Source organism: Hydrogenophaga sp. (assembly GCF_051858985.1).
Taxonomy (GTDB): domain Bacteria; phylum Pseudomonadota; class Gammaproteobacteria; order Burkholderiales; family Burkholderiaceae_C; genus Hydrogenophaga.
The window spans coordinates 1,065,089-1,083,566 of the sequence record NZ_JBHYGM010000001.1 but is presented as its reverse complement, the minus strand read 5'-3'; the positions used below and the strand labels follow the sequence as shown (position 1 = coordinate 1,083,566).

The 18,478-nt window shown below is 65.4% G+C and carries 20 protein-coding genes; 13 read left to right on the top strand and 7 right to left on the bottom strand.

The window, feature by feature from the left end; all coding sequences use genetic code 11:
- Positions 1-59 precede the first annotated feature (59 nt).
- From ahcY to ACTIEY_RS05320, 6 genes are all read left to right on the top strand, one after another.
- Positions 60-1,493 (top strand): adenosylhomocysteinase, encoded by a 1,434-nt coding sequence (ahcY, locus tag ACTIEY_RS05345; RefSeq protein WP_439518051.1) that lies wholly within the window; start codon positions 60-62, stop codon positions 1,491-1,493.
- Positions 1,494-1,498: 5 nt separating this feature from the next.
- Positions 1,499-2,269 (top strand): TlyA family RNA methyltransferase, encoded by a 771-nt coding sequence (locus tag ACTIEY_RS05340; RefSeq protein ID WP_439518050.1) that lies wholly within the window; start codon positions 1,499-1,501, stop codon positions 2,267-2,269.
- The gene (gene metF, locus ACTIEY_RS05335) at positions 2,266-3,096 is read left to right on the top strand and encodes a methylenetetrahydrofolate reductase [NAD(P)H] (protein WP_439518049.1); all 831 of its coding nucleotides are present in this window, start codon (positions 2,266-2,268) and stop codon (positions 3,094-3,096) included. The genes ACTIEY_RS05340 and metF overlap by 4 nt, the downstream gene beginning before the upstream one ends.
- Before the next feature lie 229 nt (positions 3,097-3,325).
- On the top strand, positions 3,326-5,764 hold the full coding sequence (locus ACTIEY_RS05330; RefSeq protein ID WP_439518048.1) for an autotransporter domain-containing protein: 2,439 nt from the start codon (positions 3,326-3,328) through the stop codon (positions 5,762-5,764).
- Positions 5,752-6,636 carry an alpha/beta hydrolase gene (locus tag ACTIEY_RS05325; RefSeq protein WP_439518047.1) on the top strand — a complete coding sequence of 295 codons (885 nt, stop codon included), beginning with the start codon at positions 5,752-5,754 and terminating at the stop codon, positions 6,634-6,636. Before ACTIEY_RS05330 ends, ACTIEY_RS05325 begins: the two co-directional genes overlap by 13 nt.
- 32 nt (positions 6,637-6,668) lie before the next feature.
- Complete coding sequence (locus ACTIEY_RS05320) at positions 6,669-7,091, top strand: septal ring lytic transglycosylase RlpA family protein (protein ID WP_439518046.1); 423 nt, start codon at positions 6,669-6,671, stop codon at positions 7,089-7,091.
- Here the strand turns inward: ACTIEY_RS05320 and ACTIEY_RS05315 are convergent.
- The 5 genes from ACTIEY_RS05315 to paaA are packed head-to-tail and all read right to left on the bottom strand — an operon-like array spanning position 7,088 to position 10,877.
- Entirely contained in the window at positions 7,088-8,194 is a 1,107-nt protein-coding gene (locus ACTIEY_RS05315; RefSeq protein WP_439518045.1) for a 2Fe-2S iron-sulfur cluster-binding protein, read from the bottom strand. The two genes, ACTIEY_RS05320 and ACTIEY_RS05315, sit on opposite strands and share 4 nt — an antisense overlap.
- A 4-nt stretch (positions 8,195-8,198) precedes the next feature.
- A complete protein-coding gene (gene paaD, locus ACTIEY_RS05310; protein ID WP_439518044.1) occupies positions 8,199-8,702 on the bottom strand; it encodes a 1,2-phenylacetyl-CoA epoxidase subunit PaaD in 504 nt (167 codons plus the stop codon).
- Positions 8,703-8,710: 8 nt separating this feature from the next.
- Entirely contained in the window at positions 8,711-9,562 is an 852-nt protein-coding gene (gene paaC / locus ACTIEY_RS05305; protein WP_439518043.1) for a 1,2-phenylacetyl-CoA epoxidase subunit PaaC, read from the bottom strand.
- Positions 9,562-9,858, bottom strand: coding sequence for a 1,2-phenylacetyl-CoA epoxidase subunit PaaB (gene paaB / locus ACTIEY_RS05300; protein WP_439518042.1), 297 nt, complete (start codon positions 9,856-9,858; stop codon positions 9,562-9,564). The genes paaC and paaB overlap by 1 nt, the downstream gene beginning before the upstream one ends.
- Entirely contained in the window at positions 9,855-10,877 is a 1,023-nt protein-coding gene (paaA, locus tag ACTIEY_RS05295) for a 1,2-phenylacetyl-CoA epoxidase subunit PaaA (protein WP_439518041.1), read from the bottom strand. The genes paaB and paaA overlap by 4 nt, the downstream gene beginning before the upstream one ends.
- A gap of 165 nt (positions 10,878-11,042) precedes the next feature.
- Here paaA and ACTIEY_RS05290 point away from each other — a divergent pair, with 165 nt between their 5' ends.
- A complete protein-coding gene (locus ACTIEY_RS05290) occupies positions 11,043-11,687 on the top strand; it encodes a CAP domain-containing protein (protein ID WP_439518040.1) in 645 nt (214 codons plus the stop codon).
- 12 nt (positions 11,688-11,699) lie between these two features.
- On the opposite strand, the gene ACTIEY_RS05285 is transcribed toward ACTIEY_RS05290, so the two are convergent.
- Positions 11,700-12,617: a 23S rRNA (adenine(2030)-N(6))-methyltransferase RlmJ gene (locus ACTIEY_RS05285; RefSeq protein ID WP_439518039.1), complete on the bottom strand. Its 918-nt coding sequence runs from the start codon at positions 12,615-12,617 to the stop codon at positions 11,700-11,702.
- Between the two features lie 206 nt (positions 12,618-12,823).
- Between ACTIEY_RS05285 and rplM the strand changes: the two genes are divergently transcribed.
- The 5 genes from rplM to erpA all read left to right on the top strand — a co-directional run bounded on the left by rplM (position 12,824) and on the right by erpA (position 15,367).
- Positions 12,824-13,261 carry a 50S ribosomal protein L13 gene (rplM, locus tag ACTIEY_RS05280; RefSeq protein ID WP_439518038.1) on the top strand — a complete coding sequence of 146 codons (438 nt, stop codon included), beginning with the start codon at positions 12,824-12,826 and terminating at the stop codon, positions 13,259-13,261.
- Between the two features lie 12 nt (positions 13,262-13,273).
- Complete coding sequence (gene rpsI, locus ACTIEY_RS05275; RefSeq protein WP_428290282.1) at positions 13,274-13,666, top strand: 30S ribosomal protein S9; 393 nt, start codon at positions 13,274-13,276, stop codon at positions 13,664-13,666.
- 98 nt (positions 13,667-13,764) lie between these two features.
- Complete coding sequence (locus tag ACTIEY_RS05270) at positions 13,765-14,472, top strand: DUF6776 family protein (RefSeq protein ID WP_439518037.1); 708 nt, start codon at positions 13,765-13,767, stop codon at positions 14,470-14,472.
- A gap of 20 nt (positions 14,473-14,492) precedes the next feature.
- Positions 14,493-14,891 carry a bactofilin family protein gene (locus ACTIEY_RS05265; RefSeq protein WP_439518036.1) on the top strand — a complete coding sequence of 133 codons (399 nt, stop codon included), beginning with the start codon at positions 14,493-14,495 and terminating at the stop codon, positions 14,889-14,891.
- A 110-nt stretch (positions 14,892-15,001) separates the two neighbouring features.
- Positions 15,002-15,367 carry an iron-sulfur cluster insertion protein ErpA gene (gene erpA, locus ACTIEY_RS05260; protein ID WP_439518035.1) on the top strand — a complete coding sequence of 122 codons (366 nt, stop codon included), beginning with the start codon at positions 15,002-15,004 and terminating at the stop codon, positions 15,365-15,367.
- 66 nt (positions 15,368-15,433) lie between these two features.
- Here the strand turns inward: erpA and ACTIEY_RS05255 are convergent, their stop codons facing one another.
- Positions 15,434-16,792: a peptidoglycan DD-metalloendopeptidase family protein gene (locus ACTIEY_RS05255; RefSeq protein ID WP_439518278.1), complete on the bottom strand. Its 1,359-nt coding sequence runs from the start codon at positions 16,790-16,792 to the stop codon at positions 15,434-15,436.
- Positions 16,793-17,037: 245 nt separating this feature from the next.
- On the opposite strand from ACTIEY_RS05255, the gene tyrS reads away from it, so the two are divergent.
- Entirely contained in the window at positions 17,038-18,249 is a 1,212-nt protein-coding gene (gene tyrS, locus ACTIEY_RS05250; protein ID WP_439518034.1) for a tyrosine--tRNA ligase, read from the top strand.
- Positions 18,250-18,478 lie beyond the last annotated feature (229 nt).

The window sequence follows — 18,478 nt, the reverse complement described above, 5'->3', positions numbered from 1 at the left end:
TGAGTTCATTTTTGGCTCCCCTGCGAGATGTGGTTTGTCCATCCTTACTGGAGCGAACCATGAATGCCCGTCTGAACAACCCCACCTTCACCGATTGCGCGATCGCCGACATTGCCCTGGCCGACTGGGGCCGCAAGGAGATCAAGATTGCCGAGACCGAAATGCCCGGTCTGATGGCCATCCGTGAGGAATTCGCCGCCAAGCAGCCCTTGAAAGGCGCGCGCATCACCGGCAGCATCCACATGACCATCCAGACCGCGGTGCTGGTTGAAACGCTGCAGGCGTTGGGTGCCAGCGTGCGCTGGGCTTCGTGCAACATCTTCTCGACCCAGGACCACGCCGCCGCCGCTCTGGTGGCCAAGGGCACGCCGGTGTTCGCGCACAAGGGCGAGTCCCTGACCGAATACTGGGACTTCACGCACCGCATCTTCGAGTTCGGCGCCGCCGGCACCGAAGGCGAAGGCCCCAACATGATCCTGGACGACGGCGGCGACGCCACGCTTCTGATGATCCTGGGCCAGAAGGCCGAGAAAGACCTCTCCGTGGTGGCCAACCCGACCAGCGAGGAAGAGACCTGCCTGTACGCCGCCATCAAGGCGAAGATCGCCCAGGACCCGACCTGGTACAGCCGCAAGGCCGCGCAGATCATCGGCGTGACCGAAGAGACGACCACCGGCGTGCACCGCCTGAAGGAAATGAGCGCGAAGGGCACGCTGCCGTTCCGCGCCATCAACGTCAACGACTCGGTGACCAAGAGCAAGTTCGACAACCTGTACGGCTGCCGTGAATCGCTGGTCGACGGCATCAAGCGCGCGACCGATGTGATGATCGCCGGCAAGGTGGCCGTGGTCGCCGGCTACGGCGACGTGGGCAAGGGCTCGGCCCAGGCCCTGCGCGCCCTGAGCGCCCAGGTGTGGGTGACCGAGATCGACCCCATCAACGCGCTGCAGGCCGCGATGGAAGGCTACAAGGTCGTGACCATGGAATACGCCGCCGACAAGGCCGACATCTTCGTGACCACCACCGGCAACAAGTCGATCATCACGCACGACCACATGGCCGCCATGAAGGACCAGGCCATCGTCTGCAACATCGGCCACTTCGACAACGAGATCGACATCGCTGCGATCGAGAAGTACACGTGGGAAGAGATCAAGCCGCAGGTGGATCACGTGATCTTCCCGGATGGCAAGAAGATCATCATGCTGGCCAAAGGCCGCCTGGTGAACCTGGGTTGCGGCACCGGCCACCCCAGCTTCGTGATGTCGAGCTCGTTCGCCAACCAGACGATTGCGCAAATCGAACTCTTCTCCCACCCCGACAGCTACGACATTGGCAAGGTCTATGTGCTGCCCAAGCACCTGGACGAGAAGGTCGCGCGCCTGCACCTGAAGAAGGTCGGCGCCATGCTGACCGAGCTGACCGACGAGCAGGCCGCCTACATCGGCGTGCCCAAGCAAGGCCCGTACAAGCCCGACACGTACCGGTACTGATCGGCATGCGGGTCGACCAGTTGCTGGTCGAGCGCGGCCTCGCGGCCACCCGTTCGCAGGCCCAGCGGCTCGTTGCCGCTGGCGTGCAATGGCGGCTGCCCGGCGGCGAGTGGAGGGCGGTGGCCAAGAACGGCGAAGAACTTCGCGACGTGGTCGAGCTGCGCTTGCTGGACACCGCCGAGACGCGCTATGTGTCGCGCGGCGGACTCAAGCTCGAGGGTGCCTTGCGACACACCGCACTGGACGTGCGCGGCCTGCGGTGCCTGGACGTGGGGCAGAGCAGCGGTGGTTTCACCGACTGCCTGCTTCAGCAGGGCGCGGCCCGGGTGGTGGGTGTGGACGTGGGCCAGGGCCAGTTGCACCCGAAGCTGCGCGCCGATCCGCGCGTGGTGTGCATCGAGAAGTGCAACGCGCGCGAGGTGTCGGCCCACGCACTGGAAGATGCCGGCGGCGCGCCGCCGTTCGATCTGATCGTGGGTGACCTGTCGTTCATCTCGCAGACGCTGGTGTGGCCAGCGCTCGTGCCGTTGCTGGCGGAGCGCGCCAGCCTGCTGATGCTGGTCAAGCCGCAGTTCGAGCTGCAGCCTGAGCACATCGGCAAGGGTGGTTTGGTGAAGGACGTGGCGAGTCACGCCATCGTCCGTGAACGCATCGAACAGGCCTGTGCCGGCAACGGTCTGTCGATGGGTGACTACTTCGAAAGCCCGATCACGGGGGGTGACGGGAACCGCGAGTTTTTTGTCTTTGCGAAACTTGATTCAAGGAGAGGACCGTGAGTCTTCCAATCAGCCTGGAGTTCTTCCCGACCAAGACGCCCGAAGGCGCGGTCAAGCTGCGCGCGGTGCGCCAGCAGCTGTATGCGCTCCAGCCCGAGTTCTGCTCCGTCACCTTCGGGGCGGGCGGCTCCACGCAGGACGGCACCTTGCAGGCGGTGACCGAGATCATGTCCGAGGGCTGGCCCGCTGCGCCGCACCTGAGCTGCATCGGCCAGTCGCGCGAGAGCATCCGTGAGCGCCTCGCGGCCTATTCGGCCGCGGGCATCCGCCGTCTCGTGGCGCTGCGTGGTGACCTGCCCAGTGGCTACGGCAGCGGCGGCGAGTTCCGCTACGCCAGCGACCTCGTGGCTTTTGTGCGCGCCGAGACTGGCGACCGCTTCCACATCGAAGTGGCGGCGTACCCCGAGACGCATCCGCAGGCGAAGTCGCCGCAGAGCGACCTCGAGGCCTTCGCTGCCAAGGTGAAAGCCGGCGCCAACTCGGGCATCACGCAGTATTTCTTCAACAGCGATGCCTACTTCCGGTATGTCGACGACCTGCACAAGCAGGGGGTGGACGTGCCCGTGGTGCCGGGCATCATGCCCATCACGAGCTCGACGCAGCTCATGCGGTTCTCGGACGCGTGCGGCGCCGAGATCCCGCGGTGGATCCGCATGCGCCTGCAGGCCTTTGGTGACGACACCGCTTCCATCAAGGCCTTCGGCCTGGATGTGGTGACCGACCTGTGCGATCAGTTGCGCAACGCCGGTGTGCCCGGCCTGCACTTCTACACCATGAACCAGAGCGGCGCGACGACCGAGCTCATGCGCCGCCTCGCTGGCCACTGAAGGCGTGTCACCGCGCACGTCAGGCGGCGTGCGATGGTGTCAAAGTGCACACAACCCTGACTTGTTCGCGCCCGGTGCGTGAAATGTAAGAAGTTGTGACCTATCCTTGGGTCAAACACGCGCCAGTTGACCCCAAACGAAGACCTTTCTGAGGCCTTTCGTGTATTTCCCCAGTTGTCGACGACGTGGTTTCTCGCGCCCACGGGGCGCTCTTGCACCCGGCATTTCCATGAACCACATTTACTCCATCGTCCGCATTGCATCCACCCAGCAAACCCAGGCCGTCCCCGAGACTGCGCGCCAGCGCCGGGGCGGTGGCTCCACCGCCGGGATTCGAGGAACCCGGGCCGCTTTGGTGGCCCTGGCCGTGATGGGCGGCGCAGGTCCTGCGCTGTCGGGACCGGGGCCCGTGCTCGGCGGAGCCGGTTCGTGCCCTGAGGTGGGCGTCATCACCGTCTCCACCGCCCGTTCACCCATGTGCGAACTGATCGACAACGACCAGCTCACCGTGACCAGCACCGGCAGCATCAGCGGGGGCTTCAATGGCGTGCAGGTCGGCATTCCGGACATCAACAGCACGCCGCCGATCGGGGTGTCGCTGGTCAACCAGGGCCAGATCGAAGGCAGCTACGACGCGTTCCGAAACTATGGAACGATCGACCTGCTCGACAACACCGGCCTCATGCGCGGCCAGGTCCACTCGATGGAAAACTCAGGGATCATCACCCTGCTCAACAACGGCAGCGGCGGGCGGATGGAAGGCCAGACCAACACGGCCATCTTCAACTACTCGAACGTGGTGGAGCTGAACAACGCCGGCACCATCGAGGCGCTGACCAGCGGCTACGGCATCGAGACCACCGGGACACTGGGCGTGCTGAACAACACCGGCGTGATCACCGGGCCTGCAGGCGCCATCCTCAACACGAACATCCTCACCACCCTCAACAACAGTGGCCAGCTGCTGGGCAGCGTGAGCACCAGCAACACCACCATCAACTTCTCGGGCGCCAGCGGGCGGATCTCCGGCGCGGTGACCAACGCAGGCGGTGCGGTCAACCTGCTGAGCGGCGCGAGCTTCACCACCGAGAACACGTTCAGCAGCGACACATTTGGCGTGGCCAGCGGCGCCACCTTGCGCGTGGGCAGCTCCGCTCACACGGTCACCGTGAACAGCGTTGCTGCCAACGCTTTCAGCAACGCGGGCACGTTGCGCGTGGATGAGGGTGTGGTTGCGAACATCATCGGCAACTACTCGCAAAGCGGCGCCGTGCGCCTGGGCGCCAGCGGTACGTCCAGCCACGGGCGCGTGGCTGTGCAGGGCAATGCGGAGTTGACTTCCAGTGCCACGTTCGTCGTCGACGTCAACACGGTCAATTCACTGGCCAATGGACAGACGCTCGCCGGCGTGGTCGCGGCCACCGGGACCCTGACCAACAGCGCGGCCGCCAGCAACGTGAGCGACGACAGCGCCCTGTTCAATTTCGAATCCGTCACCAACGGCAACGCAGTGGATCTTCGGATTGTTGCCGTGGCATCCCCGTCACAGGGCGGTGGCATCGCGTCGGCGGTCACCGAGCAAGGTCTTCACAACGGCCTGCCTGCCGCCACGGTGCTCGATGGCTACATCCAGGGTGGCACCACCGGTACCGACTGGGACGCGGTGACCACCGCGCTGGGCCAACTGCCCACCAACCGGGACGTGGCGGTCGCGGTCGGCCAGATCATGCCGTCGCTGCACGGCAATGCGGCGCTGGCGGCGTTGATGCACGGGGCGAGTTCGGGCGCGGCGCTCGAGCAGCAGCGCGCCGCCACCGGCCAGTCCGGCGGCGCCCAGGCAGGTGGCAAGACCCTCTGGGTGAAGCCGGTCGGCAACTGGGTTGACCAGGATGCGGTGAATGGCGCGAGCGGCTACGAGATGGACACGTACGGCCTGGTGGGCGGTGTGCGGAGCGACCTGAATGCCGCGACCCGACTGGGGTTCGGCCTGGGCTATCTCAAGAGCACGGTGGATGGCCAGGACTTCGCGGCCAGCCACCGCAGCCAGATCGAGAGCGTGCAATTGATCGGTTACGGCCGCCACTTCCTCAACGAGGCCGGCCTGCAACTCGACTGGCAGGCTGACTACACCCGCAGCAACATCGAATCGCAACGCGCGATGGGCTTCATCGGGCGCACCGCCGAGGGCGACTACGACGGCGATGCCTGGCACCTGGGCGTTGGCGTGAGCAAGGCCTATGAGATCAACGGGATCACTGTGAAGCCGCTGGTGGCGCTGGACTGGCGACAGTTCCGCAGCGACGGCTACACCGAGACCGGTGCCGGCGCGCTGAACCTGCAGGTGAACGCGCAGAAGGCGCGGGAACTCATCCTCAAGGTGGGTGCGCACGTGCAGGGCGATCTGACTGCGCGAACCCAATGGCTGACACGGGCTGCCGTGGGCTACGACCTCAACAGCCAGCGCAACGCCGTGACGGCGCGCTTCACGGGTGGTGGCGTGGCCTTCACCACCGAGGGCCTTCCGCACGCCAGGGCGGTTGCGGAGCTGGGCGTGGGCATCCGCTACCGCGCCACCGAAAGCATGGACGTCACCGCGCGCTACGACGTGCGTCTGCGCAAGGGCCTTCGCGACCAGAGCGCCACCGTGCGACTGGGTTGGGTTTTCTGACCTGCCACTCCCTTCGCGGGTGGATCGTCGCCGCCGCGGTGGCGGTGATGAGTGGCTGCGCGGTGCCAACGCCCGAATCGCGCAGCGCCAGCATCGAGAGGCTGGCAGAGGCGCAGGGCTGGCAGTCCGCGCAGCTGCCAGGGCCTGTTTTCGATCTGCAGGCCTTCGCGCCCGCCCATTTGCGCGACACGCGCCGATTGACCGTCTACATCGAAGGCGATGGCCTCGCTTGGCTGGATCCGCACACGCCTTCGTTTTCGCCCACACCGGTCGACCCCCTGGGCCTTCGTCTGGCGATGGCCGACGCGAGCGCGACCGCCGTCTATCTGGCCCGTCCTTGCCAGTACACGCGGGGCGCCGCATTCAAGGGGTGCGGACCCCGTTACTGGGGCAGTCACCGCTTTGCGCCCGAGGTGATCGACGCGATGGACCAGGCGGTGGAACAACTCAGGCAACGGCACGCTGCCGCCGAGCTGGTGCTCGTGGGGTACTCCGGTGGTGCCGCCGTGGCAACCCTCGTGGCGGCGCGCCGCTCCGATGTGGTGGCGCTGGTGAGCGTGGCGGGCACGCTGGACATCGAGGTGTGGACGCAGGAGCAACGACTGTCGGCGCTGCAGGGTTCGCTCAATCCAAAGGACGTGGCTGCCAGGGTGGCGCATCTGCCGCAGTGGCATTTCATCGGCCAGAAAGACCCGGTGGTGTCACGCGCTGTGCTGACCAGCTTTCTCGGCGCCGCTGAAGGTCACGACCGCAAGGGGACGCCACCCACACCCCACGTGGAATCGTTGCCAGGATTCGATCACGCGTGCTGCTGGGCCGACGCGTGGTCGCAACTCAGCCGGCGCTTCGCCGGGCAGAACCTGAAGGAATGACCGGTCCGGCCCGTTCTGGTAAAACGGGCCGCATGAGTTTCAAGCCCGCGCTCACCCTCATGCTGGCCACGGTGTTGTGGCTCGGTGGTTGTGCCACGCGCGCACCATCCACGCCCGACATGCCCGGCCTGCCCGATGCGCCATCCGCCGAACCTCAAGGCCAGGCAGAGATCGACCGCGGCATGGCTTCCTGGTACGGCGAACGGTTCCACGGCCGGCGCACCGCCAGCGGTGAAGCCTTCGACATGAACGCCATGACCGCTGCGCACAGGACGCTGCCTTTCGGCACGCAGGTGCGCGTGCGGCATGTGCGAACGGGGCAGGAAGTGCGGGTGCGCATCAACGACCGGGGGCCGCATGTGAGGGGCCGCGTGATCGACCTCAGCCGCGCCGCGGCGGCGTCGATCGGACTGTTGCAGTCCGGCGTGGCGCCGGTCGTCGTGCTCGCAGACTAGCGTTCGTCGTAGCTCACGACCACGCGGTCGGTGTGGGGTCGGGCCTGGCAGCTCAGCACGAATCCCTTGTCGGTCTCCCAGGGTTCGAGCGTGAAGTTCTTCTCCATCACCACCGTGCCTTCCAGCACCTTGGCGCGGCAGGTGCAACACACACCGCCGCGGCAAGACCAGGGTAGGTCCAGCCCGGCGTTGAGGGCGACATCCAGCACACGTTCATCGCGGTTCATGCGCAATTCATGGGGCTTGCCGTCGAGCACCACCGTCAGGGCCACGTCGCCCTCGGTGCGAACCGCCGGGTGCCCCAGCACCACCGCGTGCCGCTGGTCCGGCGAGAGCCCTTCCAGCGTGGGCGAGGTGAAGCGCTCGGTGTGCACACGGTCGGGCCGCACGCCAGCGTCGAGCAGGGCCTTTTCGGTGGCCTCGATCATGGCCTCGGGACCACAGACGAAGACCTCGTCCATGCTGGCCACCGGCAGCAGCGTGCCGATGAGTTCGCGCACCTTGTCGCCGTCGATGCGGCCTTCGAGCAAAGGCACTTCCTGTGCCTGGCGCGAGAGGATGTGGATCAGCGTGAGCCGACTGGCGTAGCGGTCCTTGAGATCCTGCAGCGCTTCGTTGAACATGACGCTGCCCATGCGGCGGTTGCCATACACCAGCGTGAACTTGCTGTCCTCGGATTCTTCCAGCGTGCTGGCCATGAGCGAGAGGATGGGCGTGATGCCCGATCCCGCGGCAAAGCCCACGCGGTGCAACGCGCGCGGCTTGTGAACCGTGAAGCGGCCGTCCGGTGGCATGGCGCGAAGCGTGTCGCCCGCCTTCAGCGCAGATGCTGCCCAGTTGGAAAACACGCCACCTTCCACCGGCCGGATGCCGAGCGTGAGCTCACCCTGGTGGGTGTAGAGGCTGCGCGGGCTGCTGATCGAATAGCTCCGCCGCACATCCTGACCGCCGATGGTGGCACGCACCGTGAGGAACTGGCCGGGCTGGAAGGCAAACGCCGCGCGCTGTTCGGGCGGTACCGCGAGCGTCACGGCCACGGCGCCTGCCGCCTCGGGCGTGACGCGGGCAATCGGCAACTCATGAAAACGGGCGGCGGTGCTCATGGCGTCAATAGGGCTTGAAGTAGTCGAAGGGTTCGAGGCAGTCGAGACAGCGGTACATCGACTTGCAGGCGGTGGAGCCGAAAGGCGAAGTCTCGGTGGTGTGGGTCGATGCGCACTGCGGGCACGGGACGGTCTCCGTCGCCAGCGCCTGGCGCGAGAACTTCAGGACACGGGTGCCCGATGGCTCGCTGCTGCCGCATTGCGGCGGTGCGATGCCATAGGCGCGCAACTTGTCCCGCGCGGCCTCGCTCATCCAGTCGGTGGTCCAGGCGGGCGAGAGCTGCGTGACCACGCGCGCCGAATGGCCGGCGTTCGTGAGCGCAGCCCGCACGTCGTCCTCGATCTGGCCCATCGCCGGGCACCCGCTGTAGGTGGGGGTGATCACCACCTCGGGTGTGCCGTCGGCGCCGGTGCGCACGTCGCGCAGGATGCCGAGCTCGCGCAGGCTGATCACGGGAATCTCCGGATCGGCCAGGTCGGCGAGGGCGTCCCAGATATCGGCGTGCATGTCCGTCTTCACCAGACCGCGTCCGGGTGCGCGCGGGCCAGGCTCTGCATCTCGGCCAGCAGGAAACCCATGTGTTCCGAGTGCACGCCGTGCTTGCCCTGCGGCACGTAGCCCTTTCCGGTGGGTCGTTGCAGGGTGGCTTCGTTGAGCGTGTCGTCCAGCAGCGCGCTCCAGTCGGCCTCCAGGCTGGCCGCATCCACGCCCGTGCCCGTCTTCACCGCCTGCGTTTCCGCTTCGCTGCCGATCCAGAATTCCTGCGCATAGGGCAGCAGATGGTCCAGCGCAGCCTGCGCGCGGGCGTGCGACTGGGCGGTGCCGTCGCCGAAGCGCACCAGCCAGTCGCTGGCGTGGCGCAGGTGGTATCGCGTTTCCTTGATGGATTTCTCGGCAATGGCCGCGAGCTGCGCATCGGCCGACGCTCGCAGCCGGTCCCACACCAGCACCATGAACGCGCTGTAGAGGAAATTGCGCGCGATGGTGGTGGCGTAGTCCCGGTTGCCCGCCGCGGTGCCGGCCAGCGGGCCGCTGTGCGGCAGCTCCAGCAGCGTGTGGTTGCGGAACTCGGCCACATCGCGAAAGTAGGCCAGCGTGTCTTCGGTCACGCGGCCGTCCTGTCGCGCGCCCTTCAGATGCGCAAAGCGCCGCGCTTCTTCGGCGTCGTCATTGATCAGCGCCGCCGCGTGCTGGTAGAGCAGGCGCGCCTGGCCCAGCAGGTCCAGGCTGTTGTTGGCCAGAGCCAGGTCTTCCTCCAGGATGGGGCCGTGGCCGCACCATTCGGCGTTGCGCTGCCCCAGCACCAGCGCGTTGTCGGCCAGGTGCAGCAGGTAGTCGACCGGCGCGTGTGTCTTGGCTGCGACCATCACATGTGCCCCACTTTGTCCGGGATCTCATAGAAGGTGGGATGCCGGTACACCTTGTCGGCCGCGGGATCGAAGAAGCTGTCCTTGCTGTCGGGCTCGCTGGCGGTGATGCCGCTGGACTGGACCACCCAGATGCTCACGCCTTCCTGGCGGCGCGTGTACACATCGCGGGCCAGATGCAGCGCGTGCTGCGCATCGCTGGCGTGCAGGCTGCCGCAGTGCTTGTGCTCCAGGCCCTGCTTGCTCCGCACGAAGACTTCCCACAGCGGCCATTCCTTCAGTGCAGCGGTGTTCATGCGGCCTCCTTCATGGCGCGTTCCTGTTGCTTGCGCGCGTGCGCCAGGGCCGCTTCGCGCACCCATGCGCCTTCCTCCCACGCCTTCACGCGCGTGGCCAGCCGTTCCTTGTTGCAGGGCCCGTCGCCGTTGACCACAGCCCAGAATTCGTCCCAGTCGATCTGGCCGTAGTCGTGGTGGCCGCGCGCCTCGTTCCACTTCAGATCGGGGTCTGGCAGCGTGACGCCCAGGACCTCGGCCTGCGGCACGGTGGCGTCGACGAACTTCTGGCGCAGGTCGTCGTTGGAGATGCGCTTGATGCCCCAGCGCATGCCCTGCACGCTGTTGGGGCTGTCGGCGTCGGGCGGGCCGAACATCGCCAGGCACTTCCACCACCAGCGGTTCACGGCGTCCTGCACCATCGCTTTCTGCTCGTCTGTGCCCTGCATCATCACCAGCAGCGCCTCGTAGCCCTGGCGCTGGTGGAAGCTTTCCTCCTTGCAGACGCGGATCATGGCGCGCGCATAGGGGCCGAAGCTGCAACGGCACAGCGGAATCTGGTTCATGATCGCCGCGCCGTCCACCAGCCAGCCCACCACGCCCACGTCGGCCCAGGTCAGCGTGGGGTAGTTGAAGATGGAGCTGTACTTGGCGCGGCCACTGTGCAGCGCGTCGAACATCTGGTCGCGGCTCGTGCCCAGCGTTTCGGCCGCGCTGTAGAGGTAGAGGCCATGGCCGCCTTCGTCCTGCACCTTGGCCACCAGAATGGCCTTGCGCTTGAGGCTCGGCGCACGCGAGATCCAGTTGCCCTCGGGCAGCATGCCCACGATCTCGCTGTGCGCGTGCTGGCTGATCTGGCGCACCAGCGTCTTGCGGTAGGCCTCTGGCATCCAGTCGCGCGGCTCGATCTTGCCGTCGGCGTCGATCACCGCATCGAAATGGGCCTGAAGCGCGGCACTGGCTTCGTCCAGCGGCACCGCCTTGAGCGGGCCCGACTTGCCATCGGCCTTGTCCGGAACATTGAAAGACTGGGTGTACATGGGCGTCTCCTGAGCGGCATCGGTGCGCGTTCCGGGCAGTATAGCCAGTTACCCGACCGAGCGGTCGGTTAATTTACCGGTGCCGGGTCCGGGTTTGTCCGGAGCCAGCCACCGTTCGCACATTCGCTTACCGCCGCCGCGCCCAGGCACCCTAAAGTGGCTGGCATGGATTCACGCAAAACCCCGTCATCCCGCCTGGCCTTCGGCATCGCCGCCGGCACCATCTGCCTGACCCTCACTGCCTGTGGCGGCGGGGGCGGCTCGGATGCCCCGGCGCCCGCGGCACCCACCGGCAGCGTGAGCGGCGCACCCACCAGCGTCACGGGTTCGTCCGGCTCCACCGCCACGCCGGGCTTGCTCGCGCTGGACGCGGGCACCAGTTGCGGGTTGGCCGATTTCCAGAACAGCCTGCTGCAGCAGATCAATGCCGCGCGCGCCACCCCCCGCACCTGCGGCAGCACCGCCATGCCGGCGGTGGGCCCGTTGGCCTGGAACGACCGGCTGTTTTCCGCGGCAGCCCGCCACTCGCGCGACATGGCGACCAACAACTATTTTTCCCACACCAGCCTGAGCGGCACCACGCCTGCGCAGCGCATTGCCGCGGAGGGATACGCCTGGTCGTGGGCCGGGGAGAACATCGCAGCGGGGCAACAGACCGTCACCGTGGTCATGAACGGCTGGCTGGCGAGCCCTGGTCACTGCGCCAACATCATGCGGGCCGAGTACCGAGACGTCGGCGTGAGTTGCGTTCAGCAGACCGGCAGCACCTACGGCAAGTACTGGACCATGGCCCTGGCCCGGCCGCAGTGAGCCGGGTAGGCGTCAGCCGCCGCCCGATTCGAGGGCCTGTGACTTGCCCCGGCCGCGGCCGAGGTGCAGGAGCAACTGGGGAAGGGCCTCTGCCAGCACGGGCTTGAGCGTGTGCGGCGGGTTGACCACGAACATGCCGCTCGCCGTGAGACCCGGCCGATCGTCCGGGCCGTGGGTCGGGTCCTGGCCAATGGCCAGCGTGGCGTGGAGCCAGGGGCGTTGTGCCTGGTTGGACAGGGTCTTCAAACGGCGCGGCAGGTCGTGGGCCTCGGGACGCGGGATCACCGGGTACCACACCAGGAACGTGCCTGTCGGGAAACGCCTCATGCACTCTTGTATGCAGGCACTTACTTTCCCGTAGTCGCTTTTGATCTCATAACTCGGGTCCATCAGCACGAGCGCTCGCTTGGAGCCGGTGGACGAAGGCGGTGGCGGCAGCAAAGGCTTCACGCCCTCAAATCCATCTTCCCGCGCCACGGCGATCTGACGCCCGGCCTCCAGCTGGGCGATGTTGGCCGACAGCGTGCGGCTGTCGGTGGGATGGAGTTCGAACAGCTTGAGCCGGTCGCGCGATTCGGCACGCATCAGGTGGTGGATGACGAACGGCGAACCCGGGTACACCCGCAACGTGCCCGACGGGTTGTAGCTGGCGATGACGTCGAGGTAATCGTCAATGGCCGGGGCCGCCGCAGCAGGTTCCTGGCCGGCCGGTCGCAGGGCCGCCATGAGCTTGACCACCCCATCCTTGGCTTCGCCGCCGGTCTCGGTGTAGTCCCCGTCCAGGCGGTACAGCCCGGCGCCGGCATGGGTGTCGATCAGCGTGATGCCGGCGTCCTTCTGCATCAGGTGGCGCAGGGTCGCGATCAAGGTGAGGTGCTTGAGCACGTCGGCGTGGTTGCCGGCGTGGAAGGCGTGGCGGTAGCTGAACATCGCCCGATGGTAGCGGTTCGGCCACGGGATCCGACCGCTCGGGCGGCTGCATTTGCCAGCCCGCCTGGATATTTCGTACAATCGAGGGCTTCGCAGCGACTTGCTGGCTCCGCGGCGAAGTACCCAGACCCCACCTAAGAGCGTTCCGTCAGAGAACGACCGACCGTGGAAAAGAGCCGCCAAACCACCTCTCCCAGAGAAAACTCATGACCAAAACGTTCAGCGCCAAACCCGCTGACGTGACGCACGAGTGGTTTGTGATTGACGCGACCGACAAGGTCCTCGGACGAGTAGCCAGTGAAGTTGCTCTCCGTTTGCGCGGCAAACACAAGGCCATTTACACGCCTCACGTCGATACCGGTGACTTCATCGTCATCATCAACGCAGCCAAGATCCGCGTCACGGGCACCAAGGCCCTCGACAAGGTGTACTACCGCCACTCGGGTTACCCCGGCGGTATCTATGGCACCAACTTCCGCGACATGCAGGCCAAGCACCCCGGCCGCGCACTCGAGAAGGCCGTCAAGGGCATGCTGCCCAAGGGCCCGCTCGGTTACGCCATGATCAAGAAGCTCAAGGTGTATGGTGGCGCGGAGCATCCGCACACCGCCCAGCAGCCGCAAGTGCTGGAAATCAACGCCTAAAGGAGCCTTGAGATGATTGGTGAATGGAACAATGGCACCGGCCGTCGCAAATCCAGCGTCGCCCGCGTGTTTCTGAAAAAAGGCAGTGGTCACATCACGGTCAATGGCAAGGACATCCAGGCCTACTTCGGCCGCGAGACCTCCATCATGATCGCCAAGCAGCCCCTGCTGCTGACCAACCATGCCGAGACCTTCGACATCCAGGTCAACGTGCACGGTGGCGGCGAGTCCGGCCAGGCCGGCGCGGTGCGCCACGGCATCACGCGCGCGCTGATCGACTACGACGCCACGCTGAAGTCGGAACTGTCGCAAGCCGGTTTTGTCACGCGCGACGCCCGCGAAGTGGAACGGAAAAAAGTGGGTTTGCGTTCGGCACGCCGTCGCAAGCAGTTCAGCAAGCGCTAAGCGCCCTGGCAACCAGCAAGAACCGCCTTCAAGTCAGACTTGGGGCGGTTTTTGCTTTCTGGGCCCGGGTTTCTTTTGCTTGCACATGAAAGGTTTGAATGCGTTTTCGCCTGTTGCGTCGAAGACTCACGGTCAGTGCACCGATGGTGTCGGTGCGCAGCAGGCTGCCCTGGCCCATGCGCTGGCTGCTCGGCGCGATCGTGCTGGGCTTTTCCGGCGCACTCGCGGTCTGGGCCTTCGAGTTCGGCAAGGACATTGCCGGTCTGGACCGACACGCTGCGCAGGAACTGCAGCAGTTGCGCCGGGAAGTCCAGGTGCTGCGTTCCAACCTCAATGAATCGCAGTCGGTGTCCAACACGTCGGAGAGCCTCCTGATCGCCGAGCGCGCGACGCAGGAACAACTGCTGATGCAGATCCGCCATTTGCAGGCCGACAACCAGGCGCTGCGCAGCGACCTCGGCTTCTTCGAACGCCTCATACCGGGTTCCGGCACCGATGCGCTGAGCATCCGCGGGCTCCAGGCAGAGCGTGTGTCTGAAACACAACTGCGTTGGCAGGTGCTGATGATGCAGGCGAGCAAGAACGCGCCCGACTTCAAGGGCGCCCTCGAAATCACCTTTGTTGGCACGCTGGCCGGCAAACCCTGGACGACCACGCAGGCGCCGAGCCCGCAACCGGTGCTCATCAAAGGCTACCTCCGCATGGAGGGCCTGGTGGACGTGCCGGCCCAGGCCGTGGTAAAAAATGTGACCGCCAAGATCCTGCAGGGCAGTTCAGTCAGGTCCATGCAAAGCTTCAACCTGTAACCCGACCTCAGGAGCCTCCCATGTTCAACAAGAAGAAGCAGCCGCCCATCAAGAGCCTGATCGCGCAGGGCACCCGCATCGAGGGCCACGTGCTTTTCCACGACGGCCTGCGCATCGACGGCGAAGTGGTGGGCGATATTCGCGCCAGCGACGAAAAGCCCAGTCTGTTGGTGGTGAGCGAAGTGGCCACCGTGACCGGGCAGATCCACGCCGACCACGTCATCATCAACGGCCATGTGAAGGGCCCCGTGCTGGCGTTCGACCTGCTTGAGCTGCAACCTAAGGCGCGCATCGAGGGCGATGTGTCCTACAAGGCGCTGGAAATGCACCAGGGTGCCACCATCAGCGGGCAGCTCAAGCCGATGGCCGGTGGTGTCGAGGACAAACCCACACTGAAACTGGCGGCAAACAACGGCTGAGCCCGCTCAGGGGCGATTTGCTTTAGCATAGCCCTTTGTCCGTGGGTGATTCGCACCCACCTCGATTTCGTGGCCCGTCTTGCGGCCACACCCATCCCCAGAGGTGATCCATGAGTGCTGTGGCCGAAAACATCCAGACCGAAATGCCTGCACCGCTGGTCTTTACCGACAGCGCGGCAGCCAAAGTCGCCGAGCTGGTCGCCGAAGAAGGCAATCCCGAACTGAAACTTCGCGTGTTCGTGCAGGGCGGTGGCTGCTCTGGCTTCCAGTACGGCTTCACCTTCGACGAAGTGGTCAACGAAGACGACACGACCATGAGCAAGAACGGTGTGTCCTTGCTGATCGATGCCATGAGCTACCAGTATCTGGTTGGCGCCGAGATCGACTACAAGGAAGACCTCGAAGGCGCGCAGTTCGTGATCAAGAACCCGAACGCGTCCTCGACCTGCGGTTGTGGTTCCAGCTTCAGCGTCTGACCCAGACGAACCGCCAGAAACAAAAAAGGGAGCCTCGGCTCCCTTTTTCTTTGGCCGGTTGGCCGGCTACTGCGCACTGGCCTGCTGGACACTGGCCGCCGCATCGAGTTGCACGCGCTGCATCTGGGCCACGGCTTCGAAGCGTTGGCGCAGTTCGGCGGGCACCGGGATGGACTCGCTCTGGCGGGCGATCTCGAGCGGGTCGACATGCACACCGTTGTCGCGGAACTCCAGGTGCAGGTGTGGCCCGGTGGAGGCCCCGGTGGAGCCCACGTTGCCGATGAATTCGCCCTGATTGACGCGCTGGCCGTCGCGCACGCCGATGCGGCTGAGGTGGGCGTAGACGGTCATCTGGTTGTTGCGGTGGCGGATATAGACCACGTTGCCATAGCCGCGCTGCACGCCTGCAAACTCCACCACACCGTCGCCGATGGTTCGCACCGGTGTGCCGGTGGGAGCGGCGTAGTCCACGCCCATGTGGGCCTTGCGTTGACCCGAGATGGGGTGGAAGCGCATGCCATAGCCGCTGCTCACACGCGAGAATTCCAGCGGCGATGACAGGTAGTAGCGGCGTGCGCTCTGGCCATTGAAGTCGTAATAGCCGCCCTTGTGGCCGGCTTCGTCGAACCAGACGGCTTCGTGCTCACGGCCGTTGTTGACGAATTCGGCGCTGAGCACGCGGCCGGTGCGCAGGCTTTCGCCGTCCGCCTCGAGGCTCTCATAGACCACGCTGAAACGATCGCCCTGGCGCAGGTCGCGGCGGAAATCGATGTTGCTGGCGAACATCTCGGCGAGCTGGATGGCGACGGGGTCGGGGATGCCTGCCTCGTCGGTGGCGGCGAACAGCGAGCTGCGGATCACGCCGCTGGCGAGCCGGGGGGACGCGGTGAGCGGGGCTTGTTCGAGCCGAGCAGCAAAGCCGGAGGGCGTGTGTTCGACGACGAGGCGCGTGAAGGAACCTTCATCCGAGGCCAGCCAGCGCGCGGTCAGCCGCAATAGCGACTGGCGATCCGAGGTTTCCACCGTGACCAGTCGTCCTGCGCGGCCATTGACGAGCTGACGAGCCACGGGGTCGTTGCGCAGGAATGCCTGCGCCTGGCCGTCGTTCACGCCCAGGCGCTGCAGCAGGCTCTGGGCGGTGTCGTCGCGGCGGGTGGTCTCGCTGCGGAACAGCACCAACGCCGGGGCGACGACATCGCTGGCGGCGTGGGTCTGAATCAGGGAGGAGGTGTCGAGGGCTTCGATGACCTGGCGCACCGGGAGGTCGGAAGCGTCTGGTGCCAGCGGTGCGATGCCGAAGGCGGTGACGCCCGTGCCCAGGAGCAGCACACCGACGCCACCCATGATGCGGCGTGGGTGCCTGGCGAGGCTCTGGCTCGTGGCATCAAGAAGTTGTGCCAGCGTGTGAAGTAGCGAACGGATCAAAATCAGGGTTCCCGGCAAGGGCTTGCCCACGGTCTGTGGAGCAATGGCACACAAAAAAGAGCGGTCGAATCGGAACAAGTTCACTCGATCGCTCGGTGGGGGACGAGACGCCCTTGCTATCGTGCAAAAACCGCGCCAACTAAAATCTGTCACCCTGGCCGCGCAGTATAGCCAGCGTGCCGTCCTTCGCATCTGAAATTACCCGTATGAACGCCCACACAAACGACGCCGAAAGTTCTCAAAAAATGGCTCCCCTGACGGACGGTGTGAAGGAAGCGCTGAGCGTGACGCTGCGGGGGTGCGAAGAATTGATACCTGAGGCGGACTGGGTCAAAAAATTGTCACAGGCTGAAAGCACCGGGCGGCCGCTGCGCATCAAACTGGGGCTGGACCCGACCGCGCCGGACATCCACATCGGACACACGGTGGTGCTCAACAAGATGCGCCAGCTGCAGGACCTTGGGCACCAGGTGATCTTCCTGATTGGGGACTTCACCAGCCTGATCGGCGATCCCTCGGGGCGCAACAACACGCGTCCTCCGCTGACGTCCGAGCAGATCAAGGCCAACGCCGAGACGTACTACAAGCAGGCCAGCCTGGTGCTGGACCCGGCGCGCACGGAGATTCGCTACAACAGCGAATGGAGCCTGCCATTGGGCTCGATGGGAATGATCCAGCTCGCGGCCAAGTACACCGTGGCGCGCATGATGGAACGCAACGATTTCCACGACCGGTTCAAGGCCGGCACGCCGATCAGCGTGCACGAGTTCCTGTACCCGCTGATGCAGGGCTACGACTCGGTGGCGCTCCAGAGCGACCTGGAACTCGGTGGCACCGACCAGAAGTTCAACCTCCTGATGGGACGCCATCTCCAGAGCGAATACGGGCAGGAACCGCAATGCATCCTGACCATGCCGCTGCTGGAGGGGCTCGACGGCGTGGACAAGATGTCCAAGAGCAAGAACAACTACATCGGCATCACGGAAGATGCGAATTCGATGTTCGCCAAGGTGCTGAGCATTTCAGACACCTTGATGTGGCGCTGGTACACGCTGCTGTCGTTCAAGTCGCTGGCGCACATCGAGTCGTTGAAGAAGGCGATCGCCGAGGGTGCCAACCCGAAAGATGCGAAGGTGGCGCTGGCCAAGGAGATCACGGCGCGTTTCCACAGCGCAGCGGCGGCGGATGCGGCGGAGCAGGATTTCATCAACCGCTCCAAGGGCGGTGTGCCGGACGAGATTCCCGAAGTGTCTTTGTCGGGCGCACCGTTGGGCATTGCGTCGCTCCTCAAGTCGGCCGGCCTGGCGCCTTCTTCGAGCGAGGCCAATCGCCTGGTCGATGGGGGCGGCGTGCGGGTGGACGGCGCGGTGGTCAGCGACAAGGGTTTGAAGCTCTCTGCCGGGACTTATGTGGTGCAGGTGGGGAAGCGGAAGTTTGCTCGGGTTTCATTGGGGTGAGATGTTTCGCGCATTGACCTCGCGGGATCGAAGAGGCTGGGCGATCTGTTCCGCGAATGTCCCCCGGACCGGCTTCGCCGGTCCTCCTCCTTTATTTCGCTCCACAGAACGCCCAGCCTCTTCGATCTGATGAGATGTTGGCGCACCTGCATAGGAACGCCAGGGTGTCGGCTGCTGGCTGAGGTGGTGTGTCCGGCGCAGCGAAATAAAGGAGGAGGGGGCCGAAGGC